Here is a 21989-nt window from a genome sequence, read left to right as displayed (position 1 = left end):
CTCACCGGCGGTCCCAGCACCGGGGTGCACAGCTGGGATGACGCCTTCCTCCGCGACACCATCCAGAAACAGGTCGCCAGGACCGCTATGGAGATCGCCGGGTCTCGCAAACCCCACGATTCCGGCCGATATGAGCATGAGCGGACCGCGTTGCTGGCGATTCGCCGCTACGACCGGCAGATCATCGCGGGCATCGAACTGATGGTCTTCAGTAATGACAACCGGGGCGCGAGCCTCGGGGCGTACGGCATCGAGGAGCCGCTCGCCGAGTGGATCCGGTCGACGCTGCGAGACCCGGAGCTGCGGCTTGGATGGCGCGCGCTCATCGCCGCCTATGAGTTTCCGCCGGTCCGCGGGAACCGCCGGCTCGCCCGCGACGCCTTCCACCGACCGTGGCGGATCTTCACCACCGCCTCCACCCGGCTGACGGACCGGCCGGGGCTGTTGGCCGGGCACCGGTTCGACATCGCGCTGGCCGCGCTGACCTACTCGTTTCTGCGTGAGGTGATGGATGTGAACCAGGCCGACATCGACCAGGTCGAGAAACTCGCGGCCGAGATAGCCCGAGAGATCGTGGACGATGACAGTGCCAGCCCGCTCATGAGCTTCCGAGTGGCCTGCCGCAACGTCCTCTCGCTCCAGAAATGGCTGGAGACCAAGGCCGTGCGCCGTGCCCTGCGCCCGCCGGCCGCGGGAACCGCGAGCCCGCTGCTCACGACTACCCAGTTCCGGCTGCTGTTCGACCCGGACGGACAGGGCTGGATCTACCGGCGGCTGCTGCTCATCGCAGTCCTGAACGCGCTGCACGCACAGGGGTGGAGCCCGAAAGACGCGGCCGAGGCGCTGGCGGATCTACCCGAGGCGGAAGAAGAGATCAAGCTCGCCCGCGAGGACGACGAGTTCGTGGAAGGACTGGAGCGATGAGTTTCCTGGTTGGCAAGGTCGCGCTCGATGTCAAGGCCGGCGCGCCGAACAACGGCCTTGCGGATGACAATGTCTCCCGGGTCAAGCAGCTCCGGGTCGGTCGGGACGTCTACCCCTACGTCTCCGCGCAGGCGTTCCGCCGCTGGTTGCGGGACTCCGTCCCGGCGCAGGAACCCCGATCCGGCGTCACCCGCAGCGGCGCCGGGAAGAACCAGCAAGCTCACACCGAGGGTCGCCCGGATCGCTATTTCGACGACGACCTGTTCGGCTACATGGTTGCCAAGAAGGGTAAGGAGGCGGCCCAGACCTGCCAGCGCGACACCGTGTTCGCCACCGGGACCCTGCTCTCCGTCGCCCCGCGCAGGCCAACCGAGGACTTCGGCACCATGAGCCGCGGCTTTCAGGCGGGGGAGAACCCGGTCCTGCACGGCCACGAGCTCTACAGCGCCGAACTCGGCGGCGACCTCCTGCTCGATCTGCCGCGAATCGGCACCTTCGAGACCGGTGGTTCCGGCCTGAAGATCGCGTTGACTGCCGAGGCGGCGAAGGATGCCGTGGCGAGCGGAGCCGACAGCCTCACCTTCCGTGGGTCGCCCGCCCTTCGGCTACCTCTACCCGAACGGCGCCGGCGGGCCGCCCTGCTGCTGCGGACCCTCACCGCCGTCCGCGGCGGAGCCAAGCAGTCGTTGCACTACGGGGACCGGGCACCGGCGTTCCTCCTGCTCGCAGCGATGAAGGGTGGGATCAACCCGTTTACCCGGATCCTCGGTCTCCGCGACGGCCGGGTCACTATCGATACCACGGTCCTGCGGGAGGAGATCGCCGCCTGGCGTGAGGAGCTCGACGGGCCTGTCTACCTCGGTTGGGCGCCGGGCTTTCTCGGTGATCAGCGCGAGATCGCGCGCGGTGAGCTGGCCGCCGAGATCGAGTCCGGGCTGGTACAGGTGGACCACTCCCGGGTGCTCTTCGGACGCCTTGCGGACGAGATCGAGACCGGACTACACGACGACTGGTTCGACGACGCCAAGTCAGCCAAGTCATGAGTCTCCCCGGCGCGCCCGACCTTCTTGGCGGGGAACGAGACGCGCTGGAAGTCACTGTCAGCGCGCCGATCGTCTCCTTTCGTGACCCGCTGTACTCGGCTGTCGCGGTCACGCTTCCCTGCCCAGCTCCGGCGACCGTCGGCGGCATGCTGGCGGCGGTCGCCGGGGGATGGGACGAGGTCGACCCGGAGTTCCGGTTCGCGATGGCCTTCTCGGCGCAGGCCACCGGGGTGGATCTGGAGACCCACCATCCCCTGGAGTCGCGGGGCGCCTTCGGCCAGCCGGTGCCCCGGGAACGGCAGTTCCTGGCCTTTGCCGAGCTGACCGTCTGGATCGTCGACGAGGTCGAGCGATGGGAGCGGCGGTTCCGTCGGCCGGTGTGGCCGTTGCGGCTCGGTCGCAGCCAGGATCTCGCGACTGCCCGTACCAGACGAGTACGGCTGAGTGAGGGTGAAGGCGTGGCCGGTGGGGCGCTCGTGCCCGATGACCCCAGCTCCCACGGTAGCTCCCACGGTTCCCTGCTCCGGCTGCCGACCGCTGTCAGCCGGGACCGCGCCCGTACCCGGTGGGACGCCTATCGCCATCGGCTCTCGGTGGCGGCGGGCGGCCAGTTGCGTCCGCAGTCCGTCGAGAAGGCGCTGGTGGCGGGCTGGGTCACCACCGAAGGCCGAGCCGTCCACCTCCTCCCACCCACCCATCCCGCCCAGGTGGAGCCGTGAGTGCGGTGTCCTCGGTGTCCTCAGGGCCATCGGACGGGCGCGATCGGTCGCTTGCCGAGCTGCTGGCCAAACCGCCGACCAATTTTCGGCCCGCCGGTGAGTCGCTGACCGAGCACCTGGCGGCCACGCTCGACGCCCTGCTCGCCATCCGACGGCGGCTGGGGACGTTGGACGTCCTGCCAGACCCGCTGCGGCGCCGGTTCTGGATGATCGCGGCCTGGGCGGCACTGCTGCATGACGCGGGCAAGATCGCGGACGGATTCCAGCGGATGATGGCGACCGGGATCGGCTGGGGGCACCGGCACGAGGTCCTCTCCCTCGGATTTCTCGACTGGCTGGTGGCGGATGCCGAGGACCGCCGCTGGGTGGCTGCGGGGGTCGCCACCCACCACCGTCCGCTGGAGGGAGGCGAAGGGAGGCCGTCACTGAGCCAGCTGTATCCGCGGTACTCGACCGTTGCCGATCTGGCCAGAGCACTGGGTCCCTACGACGAAGGTCGCACCGCCGACCTGGTTGCCTGGTTCTGGCAACGAGCCGAGGCGGCCGGGCTGACCGCCGCATCGCTCACCTCCGACGCGCCTGGCCTGTCCGACCAGCCTGGCCTGTCCGACCAGCCTGGCGAGTCGGACCTGGTCGGCTGGTCCGATTTATCTGGCGTATCCGATATCATCGGCTTGTCGGCCGACGTCGATCCGACGGTCCTGGTCGAGCAGGCGCAGACCGTCCTTCATGAGCTGCTCGATACCTGGGTCGAGGGGCCGGTGCGCCGCCCGATGGGCCTCGCTGGTGTCCTTCTCCAGGGTGCGGTCACCATGGCCGACCATCTCTCCAGCGGGCATGGCTCGCTGCGCACCCACCAGCCGTTCGACGCCGGCTACCCAGCCAGGCTGACGGCCCGGCTGGCCGAGAAGGGCCAGAAGATCCGGGCGCATCAGGCGGCAGCCGGCCGGGTGCGGGGGCATCTACTGCTGCGGGCCTGGACGGGCAGCGGCAAGACCGAAGGCGGGCTGCTCTGGGCGGCGGCCCAGGTCGAGGACATCGTGGCCCGTGGCGGCGGGGTGCCGCGGCTGTTTTACACGCTGCCCTACCTTGCGTCGATCAATGCGATGACGGACCGCCTCGCGGACCGGGACCTGCGGGATCATGATGGCGCGGCAGCGGTCGGGGTCAGCCACTCCCGGGCAGCCTCCTACCACCTGGCCCGATCGCTCTGCGGAGATGACGAGACGCCGGCAGCTGGCGCGAGCGAGGTGGCGGTCCGGGATCGCGCGGCCGGGAAGGCGTTGGCCCGCGCCGAAGCCACCCGGCTGTTCCGGGAGCTGGTCCGGGTCGGAACGCCGTACCAACTGCTACGCGGGGTGCTCGCCGGCGCGGTGCACGCCAGCGTCCTGCTCGACAGCGCCAACTCAGTGTTCATCCTCGACGAGCTGCACGCCTACGACCCGAAGCGGCTCGGATACATTCTGGCGACCGCCGGTTTCTGGGCGGAGCTGGGCGGACGCGTCGCGGTGCTGTCCGCGACCGCACCGAACGCGCTGGTAAGGCTGGTCCGGGAAAGTCTCGTCCCGTCGAATTATCGGCAGGCCGGTCATCCGGGAGGCTCGGCGGGAAGTTCGGCGTCGGCCGACGCGCCCGGCACGCTCACGGTCGTCGAAGCCGACTACCGGTCGGCTCCTCATCGGCACCGCCTCCACCCGGTGGAAGGCCACCTCACCGACCCGCGAACGATCGCGCTCATCCGAAACGGCTGGCCGCGAACCAGTCCGTGTTGGTCGTCGCGAACAACATCGCCGACGCCCAGACGCTGTATGAGGAACTGGCCGAGCACGCGCCGGTGAAGGCGTCCGCGAAGGCGGCGCCGGCAGGGGAACCGGCGGGGGAAGAGGCGGGGGAAGAGGACGGCGCGCCCGCCGCCTGGCTGCTGCATTCCCGGTTCCGGCGGGTCGACCGGGCGGCGATCGAAAACGCGGTGTACGGTCGATTCCGCGCCGATGCCCAGCCGGCGGACCAGCGGCCGGGGCTGGTCGTCGCCACGCAGGTCGTGGAGGTCTCCCTGGATGTCGACTTCGAGGTCCTGTTCACCTCGGGTGCTCCCTTGGATGCGCTGGCGCAACGATTCGGCCGGGTGAACCGGACTGGTGCCCGTCCCCCAGCCGACGTTTTCGTATGCCGGCCCGAGATGCGGTCACGCTAGCGCGGGGGCAACGATCTATATGCCGATGGCGTCTACCCGCAGCAGCCGACGGAGGCGGCCTGGGCGGTGCTCGACGCCCATCGAGGTGAGGAGATCAGCGAGGCGGCGCTGGTCACCTGGCTCGACGGCATCTACGACTCGGAATGGGGGCAGGAGTGGGCCGAGGAGGTTCGGGGTTATCGCAGGGAATGGGCCACCACTTTTCTCGCCTGGGACAGCCCGTTCTCGGACCGCTCCTCGCTGGCGGAGACGTTTGACACGCTGTTCGACGGAGTTGAAGGGGTCCTTCTCCAGGACCGGGACGAATACGCCGCCCGGCTGAAGGGCGGGCAGACCCGTGGGCGTGGCCGGCTGCTCGCCGCGGATCTGCTTATCCCGCTGCCGTCGTATGCGCGGGGCCTCGGCCGATGGGATCGCGACCTTGATGTGCTGGTCGTCGACGGCGAGTACAGCGACACGCTCGGGCTGACCGCCATTCGGCCGCAGCGCCGGACGACGATCACCTACCAACTCGGCGAGCTGATCTGATGGAGGCCGAGGACGTGGGTGGCGTCCACATCAAGTACCTGCATCATTGCCGCCGTCAGCTATGGCTGTACTCACGTGGCGTGCGGCCGGAGCATCTCAGCGCCCGGGTGCTGCTGGGGGAAGCGGTCCACGACACCGCCTACGCACGGTTCCAGCCAGTGGATCTCGGCGCGGCGAAGCTCGACCATCTCGACGGCGATCTATGGGTCCACGAGGTCAAGTCGTCGCGGCGTCCCACCGCGGCCGACGAGGCGCAGGCTGTCCATTACTGCCACCGGCTCGTCGCGGTGGGTGTCGAGGCGCGTGGCGCCGTGTTGCACTACCGGCCGACCCGGCGCACGGTGCGGCTGCCGTTCGATGAGAGCCGGCGGGCAGCGGCGCTGGCCGACATCGACGACGTGCTCGCTGTCGTCGCGCAACCCGTTGCACCCGACCGTCTTGATCTTTCTTGCTGTACGGGATGCAGCTTCTTCGACTACTGCTGGACGGACTGATCCTGTGCCCGAAGCCGCCAGAACCTACTGGCTCACGTCTCCCTGCCGGATCCGGCGGAAGGAATCCACCCTCGCGATCGAGCGCGAGGACGGGACGAGAGTGCACGTTCCCGTCACCGATGTGCGGGACATCGTCGCGTGTGCTCCGGTGGACATCAACACTGCCGTACTCACCCTGCTGAACCAGCACGACATCGGCGTGCACCTGCTCAGCTACTACGGTGACTATGCCGGATCCGTCCTACCGGCCGAGGCGCACGTCTCCGGTCAGACGGTTCTCGCCCAGGCCAGGGCGGCCTCCACTCCCGAGGTGGCGATGACCATAGCCGCGGACCTCGTCCGAGCGACGGCGTTCAACGTGCGGCGGGTCGTCGACAGGTCCGCGTTACGCCGCCCGCTGGACAGCCTGGAGGCCGGGGTCGATCTTGCAGGGACGACTGCGCAGCTCATGGCGGCGGAGGGGAACTTCCGTCGAACCGCCTGGTCGATCATCGACACAAAACTGCCTGACTGGCTACGCCTCGACGGGCGCAGCCGCCGCCCGCCCGCGAACGCGGGGAATGCCTTCATCAGCTACGTGAACGGGATCATCTACGCCCGGGCACTGACCGCCATCAGGCTCACCCCGCTGCACAGCGGCATCGCCTTTCTTCACAGCTCGATGGAGCGCCATCGGCACTCCCTCGCCCTGGACCTGGCCGAGGTCTTCAAGCCGTTGTTCGCGGAGCGGCTGCTGCTTCGGTTGGCTGCACGGGAGCAACTCACTCCGGACCATTTCGAGGCGGAGGTGGGCAACGCCAGCCTGTCCGAGGCAGGCCGTCGTTTCGTCGTGCAGACGGTGCGTGACGAGCTGGGGACGACAGTGGCGCACCGCACCCTTGGTTGACCGGTCGCCTATGACGAACTGATGTACCTCGAGGCACTCAAGCTGACGCGGACCTGCCTGGAGGGGCAGCCCTACCAGCCGTTCCGGATCTGGTGGTGACGCGGTGTTCGTGATCGTGGTCTACGACACGGCCGCGGAACGCAACAGCAAGCTGCTTACGATCTGCCGGCAGTACCTGCATCACGTCCAGCGCAGCGTCTTCGAGGGCAACCTCAGCCCAGCGCAACTCCTGCGCTTCCGCCGACGGATCGAGGGGGTTATTGATCACTCCTATGATCACGTCCTGGTCTACACCTTGCCGCCGGGCGCGGATGCCGTCCGCGAGAGCATCGGAGCGGGATGGGCGGCACCCAGCGACATCCTGTGACTCCGCTCATGCCTGTCAGATTGATCAACTGTCACCATTTGTGTCATGATCTCGTTTTGATGATGTCAGACCGGAGGTTCGCTGCAGAACGACCCCCGCCGTACCCCGGCGACACGCCGCTGGACCTGCGTGTTTATACCCGGGCGGTCCTCATGATCCCTACGAGGGATTGCAACAGGTTGATTGTTGCGGGCCTCGGGCCACCAGATGTTGGCAGGGGCCGGCCGTCGCGTGCTACGCGTGGACGAGCAGGCTTACCGGGAAGTCGCGTAGCAGCCGGAGCACGTAGGCGGTGCCGCCGTCGTGTTTGCGGCCGGTGAGCACGTCCGTCCAGCGTCCCTCGGGTAGGGGGATGGTGGTGTCCCGCCAGCCGCCGCCGCGGCGCAGGCCGAGGACGAGGCGGGGCACCACGGTGACGACGGACTCGGACCGGCTGAAGGCGACGACGTTCTCCGCGGCCGAGCCGGAGGCCCACAGCGGCCGGTAGATCGCGTCCGCCCCGAACCATTCGGGATGGTCGCGGCGGGTCCGTAGCGCCCGGGCGACGACGAGCAGCTTCGCCGCGCCGGAGTCGTCGAGGGTCGGCGGGCGACGCGGCGCACCGGTCTCGGCGGTCGACTCCACACCGATCTCGGCGAGCAGCTTGGTGCGATCACCGTAGTTGACCGCCCGCCGGTTGTCCGGATCGACGAGGGAGAGATCCCACAGCTCCTGGCCCTGGTAGACGTCCGCTATCCCGGGCATGGTCAGCTGGAGCAGCTTCTGGGCCAGCGAGTTCTGCCGGCCCAGCTCCACCAGCGTGGCGACATACCGCTCCAGGATGCCGACGAACTCGTCGTCCTCCAGCACCGACTCGATGTAGTTCGTCAGGGCCGCCTCGTAGCCGGGGTCCTGGTCGGTCCAGCTCGTGTGGGTCTTCGCCTCCCGGACGGCCTTGAGCATGTACTGCGTGGCCCGGTCGGCGGGCAGCGGCCAGGCGCCGACCAGGGTCTGCAGCAGGAAGTAGACGGTGACCCGGTCGGGCCAGCCCTGCTCGGTGTCGCGGTGGCGTTCCCCGAGCCGCACGAGCCGGCCGGCCACCTCGGCCCAGCCGCGGGGATCCTCGGACAGCACCGCGAGCCGGGCCCGCACATCCTCCGACCGCTTGGTGTTGTGCGTCGACAGGGTGGTCATCGTCAGTGGCCAGTTTCGCTGGACCGACAGGTTCGCCTCGTGGAACTCGGTGACGGCGCTGCGCGGGTGCCCGGTCGTGAACGCCGGGAAGCGGCCGGGGTTGCCGCCGACCTCGTTCAGCGCCAGCAGCCGGGCATACCGGTAGAAGGCGGTGTCCTCGATACCCTTGGCCATCACCGGCCCGCAGGTCTGCTGGAACCGGACGACGAACTCGGCCGGTCCGCCCAGCGCCAGGTCCTCGATGAGGTCGACCTCGGTCGCCCGGCCCGGCAGGTGGGACCGGGCCTGCTCGCAGGCGCGGACCACATGCCCGCGGGCCTCCAGGCTCGGCGTGCCGTCCGGGCGGAGGTAGGTCCGGTAGACGTCGAAGGCGGCGAGGACCTCGCACATCGCCTCGTGCAGACCGGTTCGGGTGAGGTCGGCCCGGGCCTCCCGGGCCTCCCCGAGCGCGAGGCTCGTCAGCCGGTCCACCTCGGGCTGGAGCACGCCCGCGAGGACGTCGAGCTTGGCGGCCCGCGCCTCGGCCTCGTAGTCGGGGTCCGCGCGGGTGATCTCGCCGTAGAGCACCGCGAGGGGATGACCCGCCATCGGGTCGAGAAACAGCCGGGTCAGCCGGCCGATCCCCTCGTAGCCGGTGGTGCCGTCGCAGGCCCAGGTGTCCGGCAGCGCCTCGTCATCCTCCAGGATCTTCTCGACGACGGTCCACACCCCGCCGGTGGCCTCCGACAGCCGGCGCAGGTAGTCCTCCGGGTCCGCGAGCCCATCCGGATGGTCGATGCGCAGCCCGTCGAAGGTCCCCGCGCGGATCTGTTCGATGAGAAGCCGGTGCGTGGCGGCGAACACGTCCGGGTCCTCCTGGCGCAGCGCCGCCAGGGTCGTGATATCGAAGAACCGCCGGTAGTTCAGCTCGGTCGCGGCGACCCGCCACCAGCACAGCCGGTAGAACTGCGCGTCGAGGGTCGCGGCGACGTCGTCGGGGTCGGCGGTGCCCGCGGCGACGGGCAGCACGTGGTCGTAGTAGACGACGACCCACTCGCCGTCCTCGTCCTGTTCGACGGAGATCTCCCCGGCCGCCAGGCAGTCGGCGAGCCCGGCGCCCAGGATCGGCACCAGCACCCGGCCGGGGTTGTCGGGGGAGGCCCAGTCGATGTCGAACCAGCTGGCGTAGGGGGATTCGGGTCCCTCGCGCAGCACCGACCACCAGGCCGCGTTCGTCGTTTCCGGGGCGATCGCCATGTGGTTGGGGACGACGTCGACGATCAGGCCGAGTCCCGCCTTGCGGCACGCGGCGACGAGCCGGCGCAGCCCGCCGGTCCCCCCCAGCTCGGGATTGATCTGCCCGTGCTCGACGACGTCGTAGCCGTGGGCCGAGCCGGGCGCGGCCTCCAGCACGGGCGAGAGGTACAGGTGGGAGACGCCGAGCGTGGCCAGGTAGGGGACGACGACCGCCGCGTCGGTGAGGGAGAAGTCCAGGTTGAGCTGGAGCCGGTAGGTGGCGGTCGGTACCACCCGGTCGGCGCCGTACCCCCCGCCGGGATGCGCCGGGTCAGCTGACACGGCGCAGCACGACGGTCGAGCGGGCGTCGAGTTCGATGGGATCGCCGGCCTTCACGGCCCTTCCCATGCTCGCGGGATCGAGGGCCGAGTGGAGCAGCGCGGTGTCGCTGAGCCGGGCGTCGACCTCGGCCGTCGACGGGCGGGTGTCGACGACGATCTCCCACGAACTGCCGAAACTGGTCGCCGGCGTCTGGAACCCGACCGGTTCGTGGTGGGCGTTGAAGAACAGCAGGAACGAGTCGTCGATGATGGCCTGGCCCAGCGCGTCGGGGTCCGGTATCCCCTCACCGTTGAGGTAGACGCCGAGTGATCGCGCCGTCCCGGACTCCCAGTCGCTGTCGGACATCTCCGTGCCGTCCGGGCGAAGCCAGGCGATGTCCTTGACGGCGGGGTCGTCGCCGGAGCGCCCGCCGCTGCCGTCCGCGTCCTGGCCGCCCGCCTGTCCGCCGGTGGCCGCCTCGGCCGCGCCGTGCATCGTGTCGCCCTGCCCGCGCAGCGACTTGCCCTGGAAGAACCGGCGGCGGCGGAAGATCGGATGATCATGGCGCAGTCTTGACAGCAGGCCGGTGAACTCGATCAGGTCGGCGTTGCGCTCGGCGTCCGACCAATCCAGCCAGGAGATCGGGTTGTCCTGGCAGTACGCGTTGTTGTTGCCCTGTTGGGTGCGCCCCATCTCGTCTCCGGCGACCAGCATCGGCACCCCCTGGGACAGCAACAGCGTCGTCAGCAGGTTACGGGTCTGCGCGGCGCGCAGGGACAGGACGGTCGGGTCGTCGGTGGGCCCTTCGACTCCGCAGTTCCACGACCGGTTGTCGTCGGAACCGTCCCGGTTGTCCTCGCTGTTGGCCTCGTTGTGTTTTTCGTTGTAGGAAACCAGGTCGTGCAGGGTGAACCCGTCGTGCGCGGTGATGAAGTTGATCGACGCCCACGGCCGGCGCCCGCTGTTCTCGTACAGGTCGCTCGATCCGGTCAGCCGGGAGGCGAACTCGGCGATCCCGTGGTCCTGCCCGCGCCAGAAGTCGCGGACGGTGTCGCGGTACTTACCATTCCACTCGGTCCACAGCGGGGGGAAGTTCCCCACCTGGTAACCGCCCTCGCCGAGGTCCCACGGTTCCGCGATCAGCTTGACCTGGGAGACCACCGGATCCTGCTGGACGAGGTCGAAGAACGATGACAGCCGGTCGACGTCGTAGAACTCCCGGGCCAGGGTCGCCGCGAGATCGAACCGGAACCCGTCGACGTGCATGTCGGTAACCCAGTAACGCAGCGAGTCCATGATCAGTTGTAGCACGTGCGGGTGTCGTACCCGCAGGCTGTTGCCGGTGCCCGTGTAGTCCATGTAGTACTGGGGTCGGTTGTCCACGAGCCGGTAGTAGGCGCTGTTGTCGATGCCGCGGAAGCACAGCATCGGACCCATGTGGTTGCCCTCAGCGGTGTGGTTGTAGACGACGTCGAGGATCACCTCGATCCCGGCCTCGTGCAGGTTCTTGACCATTCCCTTGAACTCCTGCACCTGGCGGCGGTGGCCGCCGGAGGCGGAGTAGCCGCTGTGCGGCGCCAGGAACGCGATGGAGTTGTAGCCCCAGTAGCTGCGCAGCCCGCGGCTGACCAGATGCTCGTCATGGACGAACTGGTGCACCGGCAGCAGCTCGATCGCGGTCACGCCGAGCTTGCGATAATGGTCGATCATCACCGGGTGGGCGACTCCCGCGTAGGTCCCGCGGTACTCCTCCGGCAGGCCGGGATGGTTCTTGGTCAGCCCCTGGACATGCGCCTCGTAGATCACCGACTCGTTGTAGGGCCGGCGTGGCGGGCGGTCCCCGTTCCAGTCGAAGAACGGGCTGATTACCACCGACTTCATCATGTGGGGGCCGGAGTCGGCGTCGTTGACGCTGTCGGGGTCGCCGAAGGTGTAGGGGAACACCGCCTGGTCCCAGGCGACCTCCCCGTCGACCGCCTTCGCGTACGGGTCGAGGAGGAGCTTGGTGGGGTTGCAGCGCAGCCCTCGGGCGGGGTCGTAGGACCCGTGGACCCGATAGCCGTAGCGATGGCCCGGTCCCACGGTGGGAAGGTAGGCGTGCCAGACGAAGGCGTCCCGTTCCCGCAGGTCGATCCGCTCCTCGTTGCCCGCGTCGTCGAACAGGCACAGCTGGACCCGGTCGGCGACCTCGGAGAAGATCGCGAAATTCGTGCCCGATCCATCGTACGTAGCGCCCAGGGGATAGGGGCTGCCGGGCCATACCTGTGACATACGACCGAAGCCTACGGGCCGAACGGTATTCGCGGGCCGAGGTCACTTCATTCCTGGTTTGCGGCGCCTGCGATCTTTGAAGATCCTTTGATCGCCCACTGAACTAGGCAGTCTATCATGGAGTCATGTCCGACGGGACGATCTGGATCGTCATCGCCGGCGCCTTGGTCGTCGGCGAACTGCTGACGCTGGACCTGACGCTGGCGATGTTCGCGCTGGCCGCGCTCATTGGGGCCGGTGTCGCGCTGCTCGGCGTCGATCTGGTCTGGCAGATCGTCGCCTTCGTGGTCGCGGCGGGTGGATTCGGGCTGGGACTGCGCCCGGTGGCGAAGCGTCAGCTGCAACGTACGCCGCCCCTGCTCACGGGTACCGACGCGCTCGTCGGAGAGCGCGCGATGGTGGTGGAGCGGGTCGACGGCGACGGGGGTCGCGTGAAGGTCAAGGGAGAGATCTGGTCGGCCCGGTCCTACCCCACCACCACCGTGCTCGAGGCCGGCAGCGAGGCGCGGGTGCTGCGCATCGATGGTGCCACTGCCATCGTCCACAGTTTCGAGCTCTGACGACCGGGGCCCCGGCGCCCCCGGCGATGCCAGTGGATGTGACAGCGCCGACATCGGGACGGTCGGCCTTTAACCGGCCGGCATCGGGACGGCCGGCATCGAGGGGGCTGAAAGTGAGGGGTACGCCATGGCAGGAGTGATCGCCGCCGCGGTGATCGCGGCGGTCCTACTGATTTTTCTGGTCCGGGCGGTGCGCATCGTGCCGCAGGCGCGCGCGATGGTCATCGAACGGCTGGGCCGGTATCACCGCACGCTGACGCCGGGCCTCGCGATCCTGGTCCCAGTTGTCGACCGGGTCCGTGACCGCATCGACCTCCGGGAGCAGGTGGTCAGCTTCCCGCCGCAGCCGGTGATCACCGAGGACAACCTGGTGGTCGGGATCGACACGGTGATCTACTTCCAGGTCACTGACCCACGGGCGGCGACCTACGAGATCGCGGACGTGATCCGGGCGATCGAGCAGCTGACCGTCACCACGCTGCGCAACGTGATCGGTGGGATGAACCTGGAGGCGACCCTCACCTCGCGGGACCAGATCAACGGGCAGCTGCGCGGCGTGCTCGACGAGGCCACCGGCAGGTGGGGAATCCGGGTTAACCGGGTGGAGCTCAAGGCCATCGATCCGCCGAAGTCCATCCAGGACTCGATGGAGAAGCAGATGCGGGCCGAGCGGGACCGCCGGGCCGCGATCCTGACCGCGGAAGGCGTCAAGCAGAGCGAGATCCTGCGGGCCGAGGGGGAGAAGCAGGCCGCGATCCTGCGGGCCGAGGGGGAGCGGGAGGCGCAGATCCTCACCGCCCAGGGCGAGGCCCAGGCGATCGACACCGTCTTCCGAGCGATCCACGAGGGTAACGCGGACCAGAAACTGCTAGCCTACCAGTACCTGCAGACGTTGCCGCGGATCGCCCAGGGGCAGGCGAGCAAGTTGTGGATCGTGCCCAGCGAGCTGACCACCGCCCTCGGTGGCCTCGGTGGCCTGTTCGGCGGTGCGGACCAGGCGGACAAGACTGTCGGGGCCCGTCCCGCGCCCGCCGAGGGCCCGTCCGCGGGACCTCCGTCGACCGGTTCGTAACCCCGGGTCTCCCGGCCCAGCGGCTCATCGGTCCTGCGCCCGTCGGCCCGTCGGCCCGTCGGCCGCCGGCTGTCGTCGCCTGATCTTTTCGGGTGACCTGTCTCCTTGGGCGACCCGCCTCCTCGGGTGACCTGCCCGATCGGCCCATTCCGAGCCCGTCACCAATGGTTGGTGCGGACAAAACTTCCCGCCATTTAGTGATACTTCAGGAGGAGGTAGGGCTAGTCCGCTGAGCCGGACCATGGGACGATTCACCCAGCCAAACGGGGGCGGGTCGACGGGCGCAGGGGAAGGCGTTCCTCGTCGACGGAGGTCCCGCGTGGTCGCAATGTCCCCGACAGCTCGTGAGCTGTCATCCGGCTCGTCGTCCTTCGCCGTGCCGGGCAAGCTGGCGGTTCTCGCCTGTCCGCCGGCGCTGTGCCCGCACCTGGAGTTCGCCGTGTCCGGCGTTCTGTCGTCGCCACTGTCGTTGACCTGGACGGCGCAGCCCGGTATGCCCGGATTCCTCTTCGCCGGGCTGGAGTGGCGGGCGTCGCCTGGTACCGCGGGGCGGGTGGCTGGCGCGCTGCGCCGGCTCGGGCACGTCACGTTCGAGACCGTCGAGGGACCCTCACCGGGGTGTGACGCCGAGCGGTACTCCTACACCCCCGATCTGGGGCTGCACCGCGCCGCGATCGCCGCGAACGGGGACGTCGTCGTGGGGGAGGCGGCGCTGCGGGCTCTGCTGGAACGGGGGGAGGCCCGGGAGGCGCTCTCCCGGGGCCTGCACCGGCTGCTCGGAACCGCCTGGGACGACGTGCTCGAACCACTGCGCCGGGGCGCCCACGGCGCCCCGATCACCTGGCTGCGCCGGGCCGGGTAGCCGGGTGGGGCAGCCAGGTGACCGGGTACCGGCAGTGCCGACCGGCTGCCGCGGGAGAGCTGCTGGACGTCGGCCGGGCGGGCCGGCGGGGTGGACGAGGCTCCTGGACTGCGGAAGATCAGGGCGGCAGCGTCGTCGGTCAAGATCGGGGGATTCTCCGGGGCGTCTGGGGGCCGAGGGTGTGGTGAAGCCCACATCGGGGTAGCGCGGGTCTGACGGGCACATACCCCGGCGGTCGTGCGTTGTGGGTTGCGCACGACTACGCACAACTTCTCTGGGAGTTACTTCAGTGGCCACCGATTACGACACCCCTCGTACAGCTGACATCGAGGACGCCTCGGAGCAGAGCCTCGAGGCCCTCAAAGCTCGGCGGGCGGACGCGGCGGCTGATCTCGGTGACGACGTTGACCCGTTCGAAACCGAGCTCGGCCTGCCCGGCGCCGACTTGTCTGGCGAGGAACTGAACGTCCGTGTGCTGCCGCGTCAGGCCGACGAGTTCACCTGCACGCAGTGCTACCTGGTGCATCACCGCAGCCAGCTCGTGGACGAGCGACGGATGATCTGCCGGGACTGCGCGGCCTGACCGACCGCGTGGTCTGATCGGCTCTCGATCAGTCTCCACCGCCGATGACAGCTGCCGATGACAGCTCCACGATCAGTTCGGGCTCGACCGCTACCGGCGGTTCGGGCTCGTCTGGCCCGGCCCGGCTCCTCACCCGACCAGAACGCCGGCGTCCCGCATGCGCGCCACGGCTCGCTCCTCGTCGCCCGGACGCAGGTTGACGAACCTGGTGAGGTCGAGTGGCAGCAGCACCTTCAGGCCCCGCAGCCGAGCGTCCAGCGCGCTCTCCTGGACGCAGTGGTCGCCGGCCAGCCCGACGACCACCACCGTCGACACGCCCAACTGCGCCAGCCGTTCACCGAGCACCGTTGTGGCTCGCCTCCCCGATGCCGGGTCACGCACCGAGAAGGCCGAGTAGCCGTCGCTGCCGTCGACCCCCTTGCGGATCACCTCACCCTTGACGATCAGGTCGGGATGGAACTGGGCGCCGGGGGTATCCCCGACGCAGTGCGGCGGCCAGATCCCGCCGCCGGTGACGAAGTGCGGGGTCTCGTGCGGGTGCCAGTCCTGGCTGTAGAAGACCGGGGAGCCGGCGGTCACCGCCGCGGCGATCTCCGCATTGATCCCGGCGATGATCTGCTCACCACCGGCCACGTAGAGGCTGCCGGCCGGATCGGCGAAGTCGTTCTGCACGTCCACGATCAGCAGAGCGGTCCCCGGCCCGTAACGCTGACTCATCGTCGTGTCCCCTCCGTCGCGCTCCGCCCTCGCGTCGCGGTGTACCCACCTCTCCCGGTGTACCAGTCTGTCCCGGTGTACCAGTCTGTTCTGTCCCGGTGTACCCGTCCGTTCGGTATGACCACACTGTCGCATCTCGACACGCCCGCGTCGATATCCCTGATCATGATGGTGCGTCGGCTTAGGTTCGCAGGATGCGTAGCCGAGACTACGGGCCGGACGTCCTGGCTCCCCCCGCCCGTCCGCGCCAGGCGCGTCCGCCGGAGGTCGAGCTCGAGCGTGACCTCGTGGTCGAGGACGTGGCCACCGGGTTCTGCGGGGCCGTGGTGGGCAGCGAGAACGGTGGGGTGACGCTGGAGGACCGTCACGGCATCCGGAGGGTCTTCCCCCTGGAACCCGGCGCCTTCCTGATCGAGGGCGCGCGGGTGACCCTCGTGCGTCCCCGCCGCGGGACCCCGGCCCCCGCGGCGCGCACCGCGTCCGGGTCCGTCGCGGTGCCCCGCCGCCGGGCCAGGGTCGCGCGGGCGAGCCGTATCTACGTGGAGGGTCTGCACGACGCCGCCTTGGTCGAGCGGGTCTGGGGCGACGACCTGCGCATCGAGGGGGTGGTGGTGGAGAGCTTGGACGGGGTCGACGACCTGCCGTCGGTGGTCGCGGGGTTCCGCCCGGGGCCCGGCCGCCGGCTCGGCGTGTTGGTGGACCATCTCGTCCCGGGGTCGAAGGAGAGCCGGATCGCCGCCTCCGTTGCCGGTGACCACGTCCTGGTGACCGGTCATCCCTACATCGACATCTGGCAGGCGGTGAAGCCGGCGTCGGTCGGCATTCCCCGCTGGCCCGAGATTCCCCGCGGCCAGCCCTGGAAGGAAGGGGTCTGTCAGGCCCTCGGTGTGGAGGACCCGGCGCAGATGTGGCGCCGGGTCCTGGCCTCGGTGGACAGCTACACCGACCTTGAGGTGGGCCTGCTCGGCGCGGTGGAACGACTGATCGACTTCGTCGCCGGCTGACGGCCGGGCCCGGGCGGCCCCCCGTACGCGCGCCGCGCAGCCGACCGCGTACGGTCACTTCGGCGGGGACGGGCCCCCTCCGTAGGCGGGAGACACCGAATGCCGGCACGGATCAGACCATCGATCCTGCTTCGGATCGTCGGTGCGGCCGGCGTGACCCTGGTCGTCGTGGCCCTGGTCGCCGGGGTGGCTCTGCATCTCGTGGGGGGCGGGCCCGCGGGGCCGGGCGCACCCGGCCCGGCCCGGCCCGGCGTGGACGGGACCTCACCAACCGCCCTGTCCGGCCGGAAGGTCGTCCTCGACCCCGGGCACAACGGAGGAAACGGCGCCGCCGCGGCGTCGATCAACCGGCGGGTCCCAGCCGGCGGTTTCGACAAGGAATGCGACACCGTCGGCGCCGAGACCGACAGCGGTTACCCGGAGCACGCCTTCACCTTCGACGTCGCGGGGCGGGCGGCGGCCATTCTGCGCTCCCGGGGCGCGAGTGTGATCCTGACGCGCGACAACGACTCCGGGGTGGGCCCGTGCATCGACGAGCGGGCCCGCATCGGCAACCGGGTCTCGGCCGGCGCGGTGGTGTCGATACATGCCGACGGGGGACCGGCGGACGGACGCGGCTTTCATGTCATCGCGCCCGCGCTCAGCCCGGACCGGGCCAACGCACCGATCCTCGCCCCGTCGGCGCGTCTCGCGGCGATGGTGCGATCCGCCTTCGGCCGGGCCACCGGGCAGCCATTGGTGGACTACCTGGGCGAGGATGGTATGACGATCCGCTCCGATCTCGGTGGGCTCAACCTCTCGCGGGTGCCGAAGATCTTCCTGGAGTGCGGCAACATGCGCAACCGCACCGATGCGGCCGAGCTTGCCGACCCGGCCTGGCGGGCCCGGGCGGCGGCGGGCCTCGCGGACGGGATCACGTTGTTCCTGCTGGGGGACGAGGCGTCCTCGCCCGGCCCGGGCTGACCCGGCTTCGTCCGGTGATGGGCGTGACGGCGGCCGGGGCCCCTTGTCGGATTTCCGGGCGCCCAGCGCCCACCGGCCGTCGCACACGCAGAGGGCCACCCGTGACGGATGGCCCTCATAGGAGGGCGAGAATGTGTCTCGCGGTGGGCGATACTGGGATTGAACCAGTGACCTCTACCGTGTCAAGGTAGCGCTCTCCCACTGAGCTAATCGCCCGCGAAAGGATCAGAGGCGGAGGCGGGAATCGAACCCGCGTACAGGGCTTTGCAGGCCCTTGCCTAAACCACTCGGCCACTCCGCCGTGGGAGGCCGCTGGGGACGAACCTCAAGACTCTCTGCTCCCGAGCGGACGACGGGATTCGAACCCGCGACCCTCACCTTGGCAAGGTGATGCTCTACCAACTGAGCCACGTCCGCGCTGCTCCGCCCTTCTCGGCGGTGCAGGTAGCACTCTAGCGGACGATCGGGCCAGACGTCGAACCGTCCGGCGGGCGTCGCTGAGATGTTGCGTTGGGTCAAGGTTCTCCGGATGAACGTCGGTTTTCGCCCACGGCACGTCCATGCGGCCGGCCGGCCGTCGAGGGGCTGGTCCATGCCCTGGGCGGCGGGTCACCTCGGGCGGCGGTAGCGTGATCGGAATGAGCGAGACGAACGTGGCGGCTCGGGAGGCGAGCCCCCTCGGGTGTGTGGAACCGGCACCCCCGTGGGATGTCTCCTCGTTCCTGCTCGCCGGCGGCCGGTTCGCGACTGAGGTCGTGGAGATCAGTGATGACGCCGCGGTGCTGGATCGAGATGGCTTCTGGGCGGTCGTCGTCGACTTCGAGAGGGCCGTCCGTTGCATCCGGTTCGCCGACGTGCGGCCGGCGCCTCCCGGTGGTGCCGCGGCGCTGCGGCGTGGCCCCTGGCTCGGACCGCCGCGAGCCGCATGGACGACAACCATGAACCGGGCGGCCTACCTCGACGGGGTTGTGGCGATCCGTGAGCGCATTGCGGCGGGGGAGGTCTACCAGGTCAATCTCTGCCGATTGCTGTCGGCACCCCTGCCTGCGCCCGCGGCGGAACGCGCGGGGGGTCCCGGTGCCTGTGCTGCCGGTGTCGATCTCGGTGCCCTGGCGGCTGTCGTAGCCGCCGGCAATCCCGCGCCGTACGCGGTCGTCCTGGATGTGCCGGAGGCCGGGGTGCGCATCGTCGGCGCCTCTCCGGAGCTGTTCCTCTCCCGCCAGGGCGACGTCGTGAGTTCCAGGCCCATCAAGGGAACCGGTCGGACGGCGGCGGATCTGCGGGAGAAGGACGTCGCCGAGAACATCATGATTGTCGATCTTGTTCGCAACGATCTTGGGCGGGTCGCCCGCCCGGGAAGTGTGACGGTGCCTTCGCTCTGCGCAGTGGAGGAGCACCCCGGTCTCGTGCACCTCGTCTCGACCGTCCGGGCCCGGCTGCGGCCGGGGGTGGGCTGGCAGGACCTCCTGGCGGCGGCCTGCCCGCCCGGTTCCGTCTCCGGCGCCCCGAAGTCGAGCGCGCTGCGGATCATCCGAGAACTGGAACCGGCCTCTCGGGGCTACTACTGCGGAGGGATCGGCTGGGTGGATGCCGACCGGAACGTGGGTTGGCTGTCTGTTGGCATTCGTACGTTCTGGATCGAGGACGACCGGATCTGGTTCGGTACCGGCGCTGGTATCACGTGGGGGAGCGATCCGGACTCGGAGTGGCGTGAGACCGAGCTGAAGGCCGACCGGCTGGTGGGGCTGGCGAGCCGATCGGACGATAGGCCGGGCACCGGCGGTGGGCCGAGGACAAAAGAACCCGCCTGGCGGCGCTAGCCTGGCCAGGCGGGCGGGTGCTCTGTGTGTGGCTGGGTGGAAGCTGCCTCGGATGCAGGTGGGGAAGGGTCTCCCCCGGTCGCAAAATGCCCACACCGGCTTGCCGGGATCGGGCAGCGGTCCCGACCCCGGTGAGATCATCGCTCGGGGCCACCCCAGATGAGGAGGGCGAGTTCGGCATCAAGATCGATGATGTCGCTCTCTCCGCCGAGGGGGACGGCTGAATACGTCCGCCGCAGGAAGGCCAGCACCTCGGACCGCGGCATCTCGAACAGTGCATGCCCGGACGGGCTGGACAGGGACAGGCAGACGATCCGTCCCCCGGACTGGGCGGCAGGCCACACCTGCACGTCGCCATCCCCGGCGGGTCGGCGCACACCGTCGCTGAGGAGCTGGCGCGCGAACGTCCACTCCACGACCTCGTCCGCACCGGTGCGGAAGCCGATGCTGATCGCGTACGGATCGGCAGGCTCGTACCGGACGGTGGCGGCGACCGGCACGGGCGCTGCCCCGGGGACGACAAGGCGGAGGGCGAGTTCTGCGGTGATTGAATCGTGACGAATAGTCATCGGGCGGCCTCTCATGGTGCGATGGTGCGGGCGAGCACCCGTGTAACGGGATAGTTCCCTCTCCGAGTCCCGTTGGAAACAAGATTATGCCAAGACAACATCCGTTACGGTAGTTCGGGCGAGTTGCCTGGCCCGGAAGGGTGAACCTGCCTCGAGTGATCATGGTTCGGCCGGCTGTCGGACGGATCTTCTACTTGAATCCTATAGATGATTACCGTCCGTAGTGTCCGAACGTCCCTCGAGCGTCAGGCCATCCCGCCAAGGCCGTTCCCCCTCAAGTCTTCCCCGTCGGGACCCTTCTCAACCACGGCCAGTCGCGGCGAACCTGACCCAGTCCGGCCACCGGGCAGGACGGCGGACATCGCCCCATCCGTCCGTCGACCCCCCGCCGTCGGCCCCCTTCGCCGGCCCGTATCCTCGGCGTGTACGGTGGTCCCACCGGCAAGGGCGTATAGCTCAGTGGTAGAGCGCTGCCTTCACACGGCAGAGGTCCGTGGTTCGAAACCACGTACGCCCACGCGATTGGGCTTGCCATGCTCCGCTCCCGGGTCGGGAGCTTGCTGTGCTCCCGCGGGACATCTGCCCCGTGGATGATCTTCGTGCCCCCCGCGATGCGGCGTTTTTCCTGGTCAGGGCGGGTCCGTCGGTGCCTGGGAGGGGCTACCCCAAACGGGTGGTGCGGCTTGGCGGTGTCCTCTCCCGCCGGTGGGACTCGGCGCGTTTCCCCCGGTAGGAGGCCGTCCCGGTCCCGCCCGAGACCTGCCCGGGGCTGCCCCCGACCTCCGCGGCGTGCTGCGCCTCGAAGGGTGGTCGGAGCTGTCCACTGCCGGTGGGGCGCCTGTCCCGGGGAGCGGTGCGAAATCTCCCCGATTGGCCGGTTTCTGGGTGTCTGGGCCGCGACGTCGTGGGCTGGCGACGAATCAACATCTACCCCCACTTTGGTGGGGACACCACCGATGGAGGCGGATCCCGGAGGGGGTCCCGGCCGGTGCTCCAGCCCGGGAGACAGCCCGGCAGACAGTGTGGGCGACGAGCACGTCGATACCTCGACCCGGGGTCGGCTCCGAGCCTCGTTCTTTACGGAAAGTGACGTCCGAGCCCGCGTCGCCGGGCCCCCGGGCGCATCGCGCGAGCCGCCGCCGCGATGCATCGCGGTCCTTGGGAGCGGGCCTGTCCACCTTTCGGGCGCATGCTGTTGATTCGTGGTGCCCGTGGAGCTCCGCGTGCTGGAGATGGTCGACGCCGTGCGTCGCCGTGGAACGATTCCGGTGGCCGTTGGTATACCGGTTGGTCCATGGTGGATCGGCATCGTTGTGCGTCCCGCCCCTTTCCGCAGGTCACTGGTTTGCGAGTGGGGTCCACGCCAGGTCCGATTGGCGTTTTCCCCATGAAGGTGCCGCCGACGCTGTACAGATCGGCTTAGGAGTCGAAATGAAATAACTTGCGCGTTTCGAACCCTCCACAGGCCTGTGACCTGCGATGATGCTCTCGATCACGTATTTGTTACTTCATTACGTCCCCTTAACGTCCGCTAAGATGGCCGGGCAGGGCGTAACGGGCTCGGGTTGTCGCAAGGTTGTCGCGATGGCTTCTCGCGGGGTTGCGCCGGGAGGGCTCCTCCCGGTCGCGGACCCTTCGTGTGCATCATCCTCGCGTCAGATCCAGGGCGCCGTGGTTCGAAACCGATTACGTCACTTGGGGGA

20 protein-coding genes and 4 tRNA genes are annotated in these 21989 nt (G+C 69.2%); 17 read left to right on the top strand and 7 right to left on the bottom strand.

The genetic code is table 11. The annotated features are described in order from the left end of the window. From AC08OQ_RS02650 to cas2, 9 genes are all read left to right on the top strand, one after another. Positions 1-924, top strand: a 924-nt coding sequence (locus AC08OQ_RS02650) for a hypothetical protein (RefSeq protein ID WP_462204060.1), incomplete at its 5' end; no start/stop codon positions are given. Beyond that, a complete protein-coding gene (gene cas7i / locus AC08OQ_RS02645; RefSeq protein WP_476600478.1) occupies positions 921-1967 on the top strand; it encodes a type I-B CRISPR-associated protein Cas7/Cst2/DevR in 1047 nt (348 codons plus the stop codon). The genes AC08OQ_RS02650 and cas7i, both read left to right, overlap by 4 nt. Continuing rightward, entirely contained in the window at positions 1964-2686 is a 723-nt protein-coding gene (gene cas5, locus AC08OQ_RS02640; RefSeq protein WP_476600476.1) for a CRISPR-associated protein Cas5, read from the top strand. Before cas7i ends, cas5 begins: the two co-directional genes overlap by 4 nt. A 14-nt stretch (positions 2687-2700) precedes the next feature. After that, positions 2701-4524 carry a CRISPR-associated endonuclease Cas3'' gene (locus tag AC08OQ_RS02635; RefSeq protein ID WP_476600475.1) on the top strand — a complete coding sequence of 608 codons (1824 nt, stop codon included), beginning with the start codon at positions 2701-2703 and terminating at the stop codon, positions 4522-4524. Next, a complete protein-coding gene (locus AC08OQ_RS02630; protein WP_476600473.1) occupies positions 4452-4880 on the top strand; it encodes a hypothetical protein in 429 nt (142 codons plus the stop codon). Before AC08OQ_RS02635 ends, AC08OQ_RS02630 begins: the two co-directional genes overlap by 73 nt. 66 nt (positions 4881-4946) lie before the next feature. Continuing rightward, a complete protein-coding gene (locus AC08OQ_RS02625) occupies positions 4947-5408 on the top strand; it encodes a hypothetical protein (RefSeq protein ID WP_476600471.1) in 462 nt (153 codons plus the stop codon). Continuing rightward, positions 5408-5902 carry a CRISPR-associated protein Cas4 gene (locus tag AC08OQ_RS02620; protein WP_476600470.1) on the top strand — a complete coding sequence of 165 codons (495 nt, stop codon included), beginning with the start codon at positions 5408-5410 and terminating at the stop codon, positions 5900-5902. The genes AC08OQ_RS02625 and AC08OQ_RS02620 overlap by 1 nt, the downstream gene beginning before the upstream one ends. A gap of 4 nt (positions 5903-5906) precedes the next feature. Next, complete coding sequence (cas1, locus tag AC08OQ_RS02615; protein ID WP_476600468.1) at positions 5907-6788, top strand: CRISPR-associated endonuclease Cas1; 882 nt, start codon at positions 5907-5909, stop codon at positions 6786-6788. Positions 6789-6891: 103 nt separating this feature from the next. Then, positions 6892-7155, top strand: coding sequence for a CRISPR-associated endonuclease Cas2 (gene cas2 / locus AC08OQ_RS02610; protein ID WP_462187530.1), 264 nt, complete (start codon positions 6892-6894; stop codon positions 7153-7155). 234 nt (positions 7156-7389) lie between these two features. On the opposite strand, the gene treY is transcribed toward cas2, so the two are convergent. Both treY and glgX read right to left on the bottom strand, forming a co-directional pair. Then, positions 7390-9885 (bottom strand): malto-oligosyltrehalose synthase, encoded by a 2496-nt coding sequence (treY, locus tag AC08OQ_RS02605; protein WP_476600466.1) that lies wholly within the window; start codon positions 9883-9885, stop codon positions 7390-7392. After that, positions 9875-12136, bottom strand: a complete 2262-nt coding sequence (glgX, locus tag AC08OQ_RS02600; protein ID WP_476600465.1) for a glycogen debranching protein GlgX — start codon at positions 12134-12136, stop codon at positions 9875-9877. The genes treY and glgX overlap by 11 nt, the downstream gene beginning before the upstream one ends. Positions 12137-12261: 125 nt before the next feature. Here glgX and AC08OQ_RS02595 point away from each other — a divergent pair, with 125 nt between their 5' ends. The 4 genes from AC08OQ_RS02595 (at position 12262) to AC08OQ_RS02580 (ending at position 15213) form a co-directional block, all read left to right on the top strand. After that, positions 12262-12696: an NfeD family protein gene (locus AC08OQ_RS02595; protein WP_462187528.1), complete on the top strand. Its 435-nt coding sequence runs from the start codon at positions 12262-12264 to the stop codon at positions 12694-12696. A gap of 127 nt (positions 12697-12823) precedes the next feature. Continuing rightward, positions 12824-13768: an SPFH domain-containing protein gene (locus tag AC08OQ_RS02590; RefSeq protein WP_476600463.1), complete on the top strand. Its 945-nt coding sequence runs from the start codon at positions 12824-12826 to the stop codon at positions 13766-13768. A gap of 328 nt (positions 13769-14096) precedes the next feature. Then, positions 14097-14630 (top strand): DUF3145 domain-containing protein, encoded by a 534-nt coding sequence (locus tag AC08OQ_RS02585; RefSeq protein ID WP_476604402.1) that lies wholly within the window; start codon positions 14097-14099, stop codon positions 14628-14630. Between the two features lie 289 nt (positions 14631-14919). After that, on the top strand, positions 14920-15213 hold the full coding sequence (locus AC08OQ_RS02580; protein WP_011435797.1) for a DUF4193 domain-containing protein: 294 nt from the start codon (positions 14920-14922) through the stop codon (positions 15211-15213). A 129-nt stretch (positions 15214-15342) separates the two neighbouring features. On the opposite strand, the gene AC08OQ_RS02575 is transcribed toward AC08OQ_RS02580, so the two are convergent. Then, complete coding sequence (locus AC08OQ_RS02575) at positions 15343-15930, bottom strand: isochorismatase family protein (protein ID WP_476601688.1); 588 nt, start codon at positions 15928-15930, stop codon at positions 15343-15345. 194 nt (positions 15931-16124) lie between these two features. On the opposite strand from AC08OQ_RS02575, the gene AC08OQ_RS02570 reads away from it, so the two are divergent. Together AC08OQ_RS02570 and AC08OQ_RS02565 are read left to right on the top strand one after the other, a co-directional pair. Further along, a complete protein-coding gene (locus AC08OQ_RS02570) occupies positions 16125-16934 on the top strand; it encodes a DUF3097 domain-containing protein (RefSeq protein WP_462203076.1) in 810 nt (269 codons plus the stop codon). A gap of 99 nt (positions 16935-17033) precedes the next feature. After that, a complete protein-coding gene (locus AC08OQ_RS02565) occupies positions 17034-17897 on the top strand; it encodes an N-acetylmuramoyl-L-alanine amidase (RefSeq protein WP_476601689.1) in 864 nt (287 codons plus the stop codon). A gap of 144 nt (positions 17898-18041) precedes the next feature. Here AC08OQ_RS02565 and AC08OQ_RS02560 read toward each other — a convergent pair. The 3 genes from AC08OQ_RS02560 to AC08OQ_RS02550 all read right to left on the bottom strand — a co-directional run bounded on the left by AC08OQ_RS02560 (position 18042) and on the right by AC08OQ_RS02550 (position 18314). Next, positions 18042-18113, bottom strand: a tRNA-Val gene (locus tag AC08OQ_RS02560). Between the two features lie 13 nt (positions 18114-18126). Next, positions 18127-18198, bottom strand: a tRNA-Cys gene (locus tag AC08OQ_RS02555). Positions 18199-18241: 43 nt separating this feature from the next. Continuing rightward, positions 18242-18314 (bottom strand) — tRNA-Gly (locus tag AC08OQ_RS02550). Between the two features lie 221 nt (positions 18315-18535). Between AC08OQ_RS02550 and AC08OQ_RS02545 the strand changes: the two genes are divergently transcribed. Then, positions 18536-19717, top strand: coding sequence for a chorismate-binding protein (locus AC08OQ_RS02545; RefSeq protein ID WP_462203077.1), 1182 nt, complete (start codon positions 18536-18538; stop codon positions 19715-19717). A gap of 137 nt (positions 19718-19854) precedes the next feature. On the opposite strand, the gene AC08OQ_RS02540 is transcribed toward AC08OQ_RS02545, so the two are convergent. Further along, entirely contained in the window at positions 19855-20286 is a 432-nt protein-coding gene (locus AC08OQ_RS02540) for an SsgA family sporulation/cell division regulator (RefSeq protein ID WP_462188101.1), read from the bottom strand. Between the two features lie 445 nt (positions 20287-20731). Between AC08OQ_RS02540 and AC08OQ_RS02535 the strand changes: the two genes are divergently transcribed. Next, a tRNA-Val gene (locus tag AC08OQ_RS02535) sits at positions 20732-20803 on the top strand. Positions 20804-21989: the final 1186 nt, after the last annotated feature.

Source organism: Frankia sp. CcCS3 (assembly GCF_977927575.1).
Note: the sequence above shows the minus strand (reverse complement) of the source record. Positions and strands in the feature narration are given on the sequence as shown.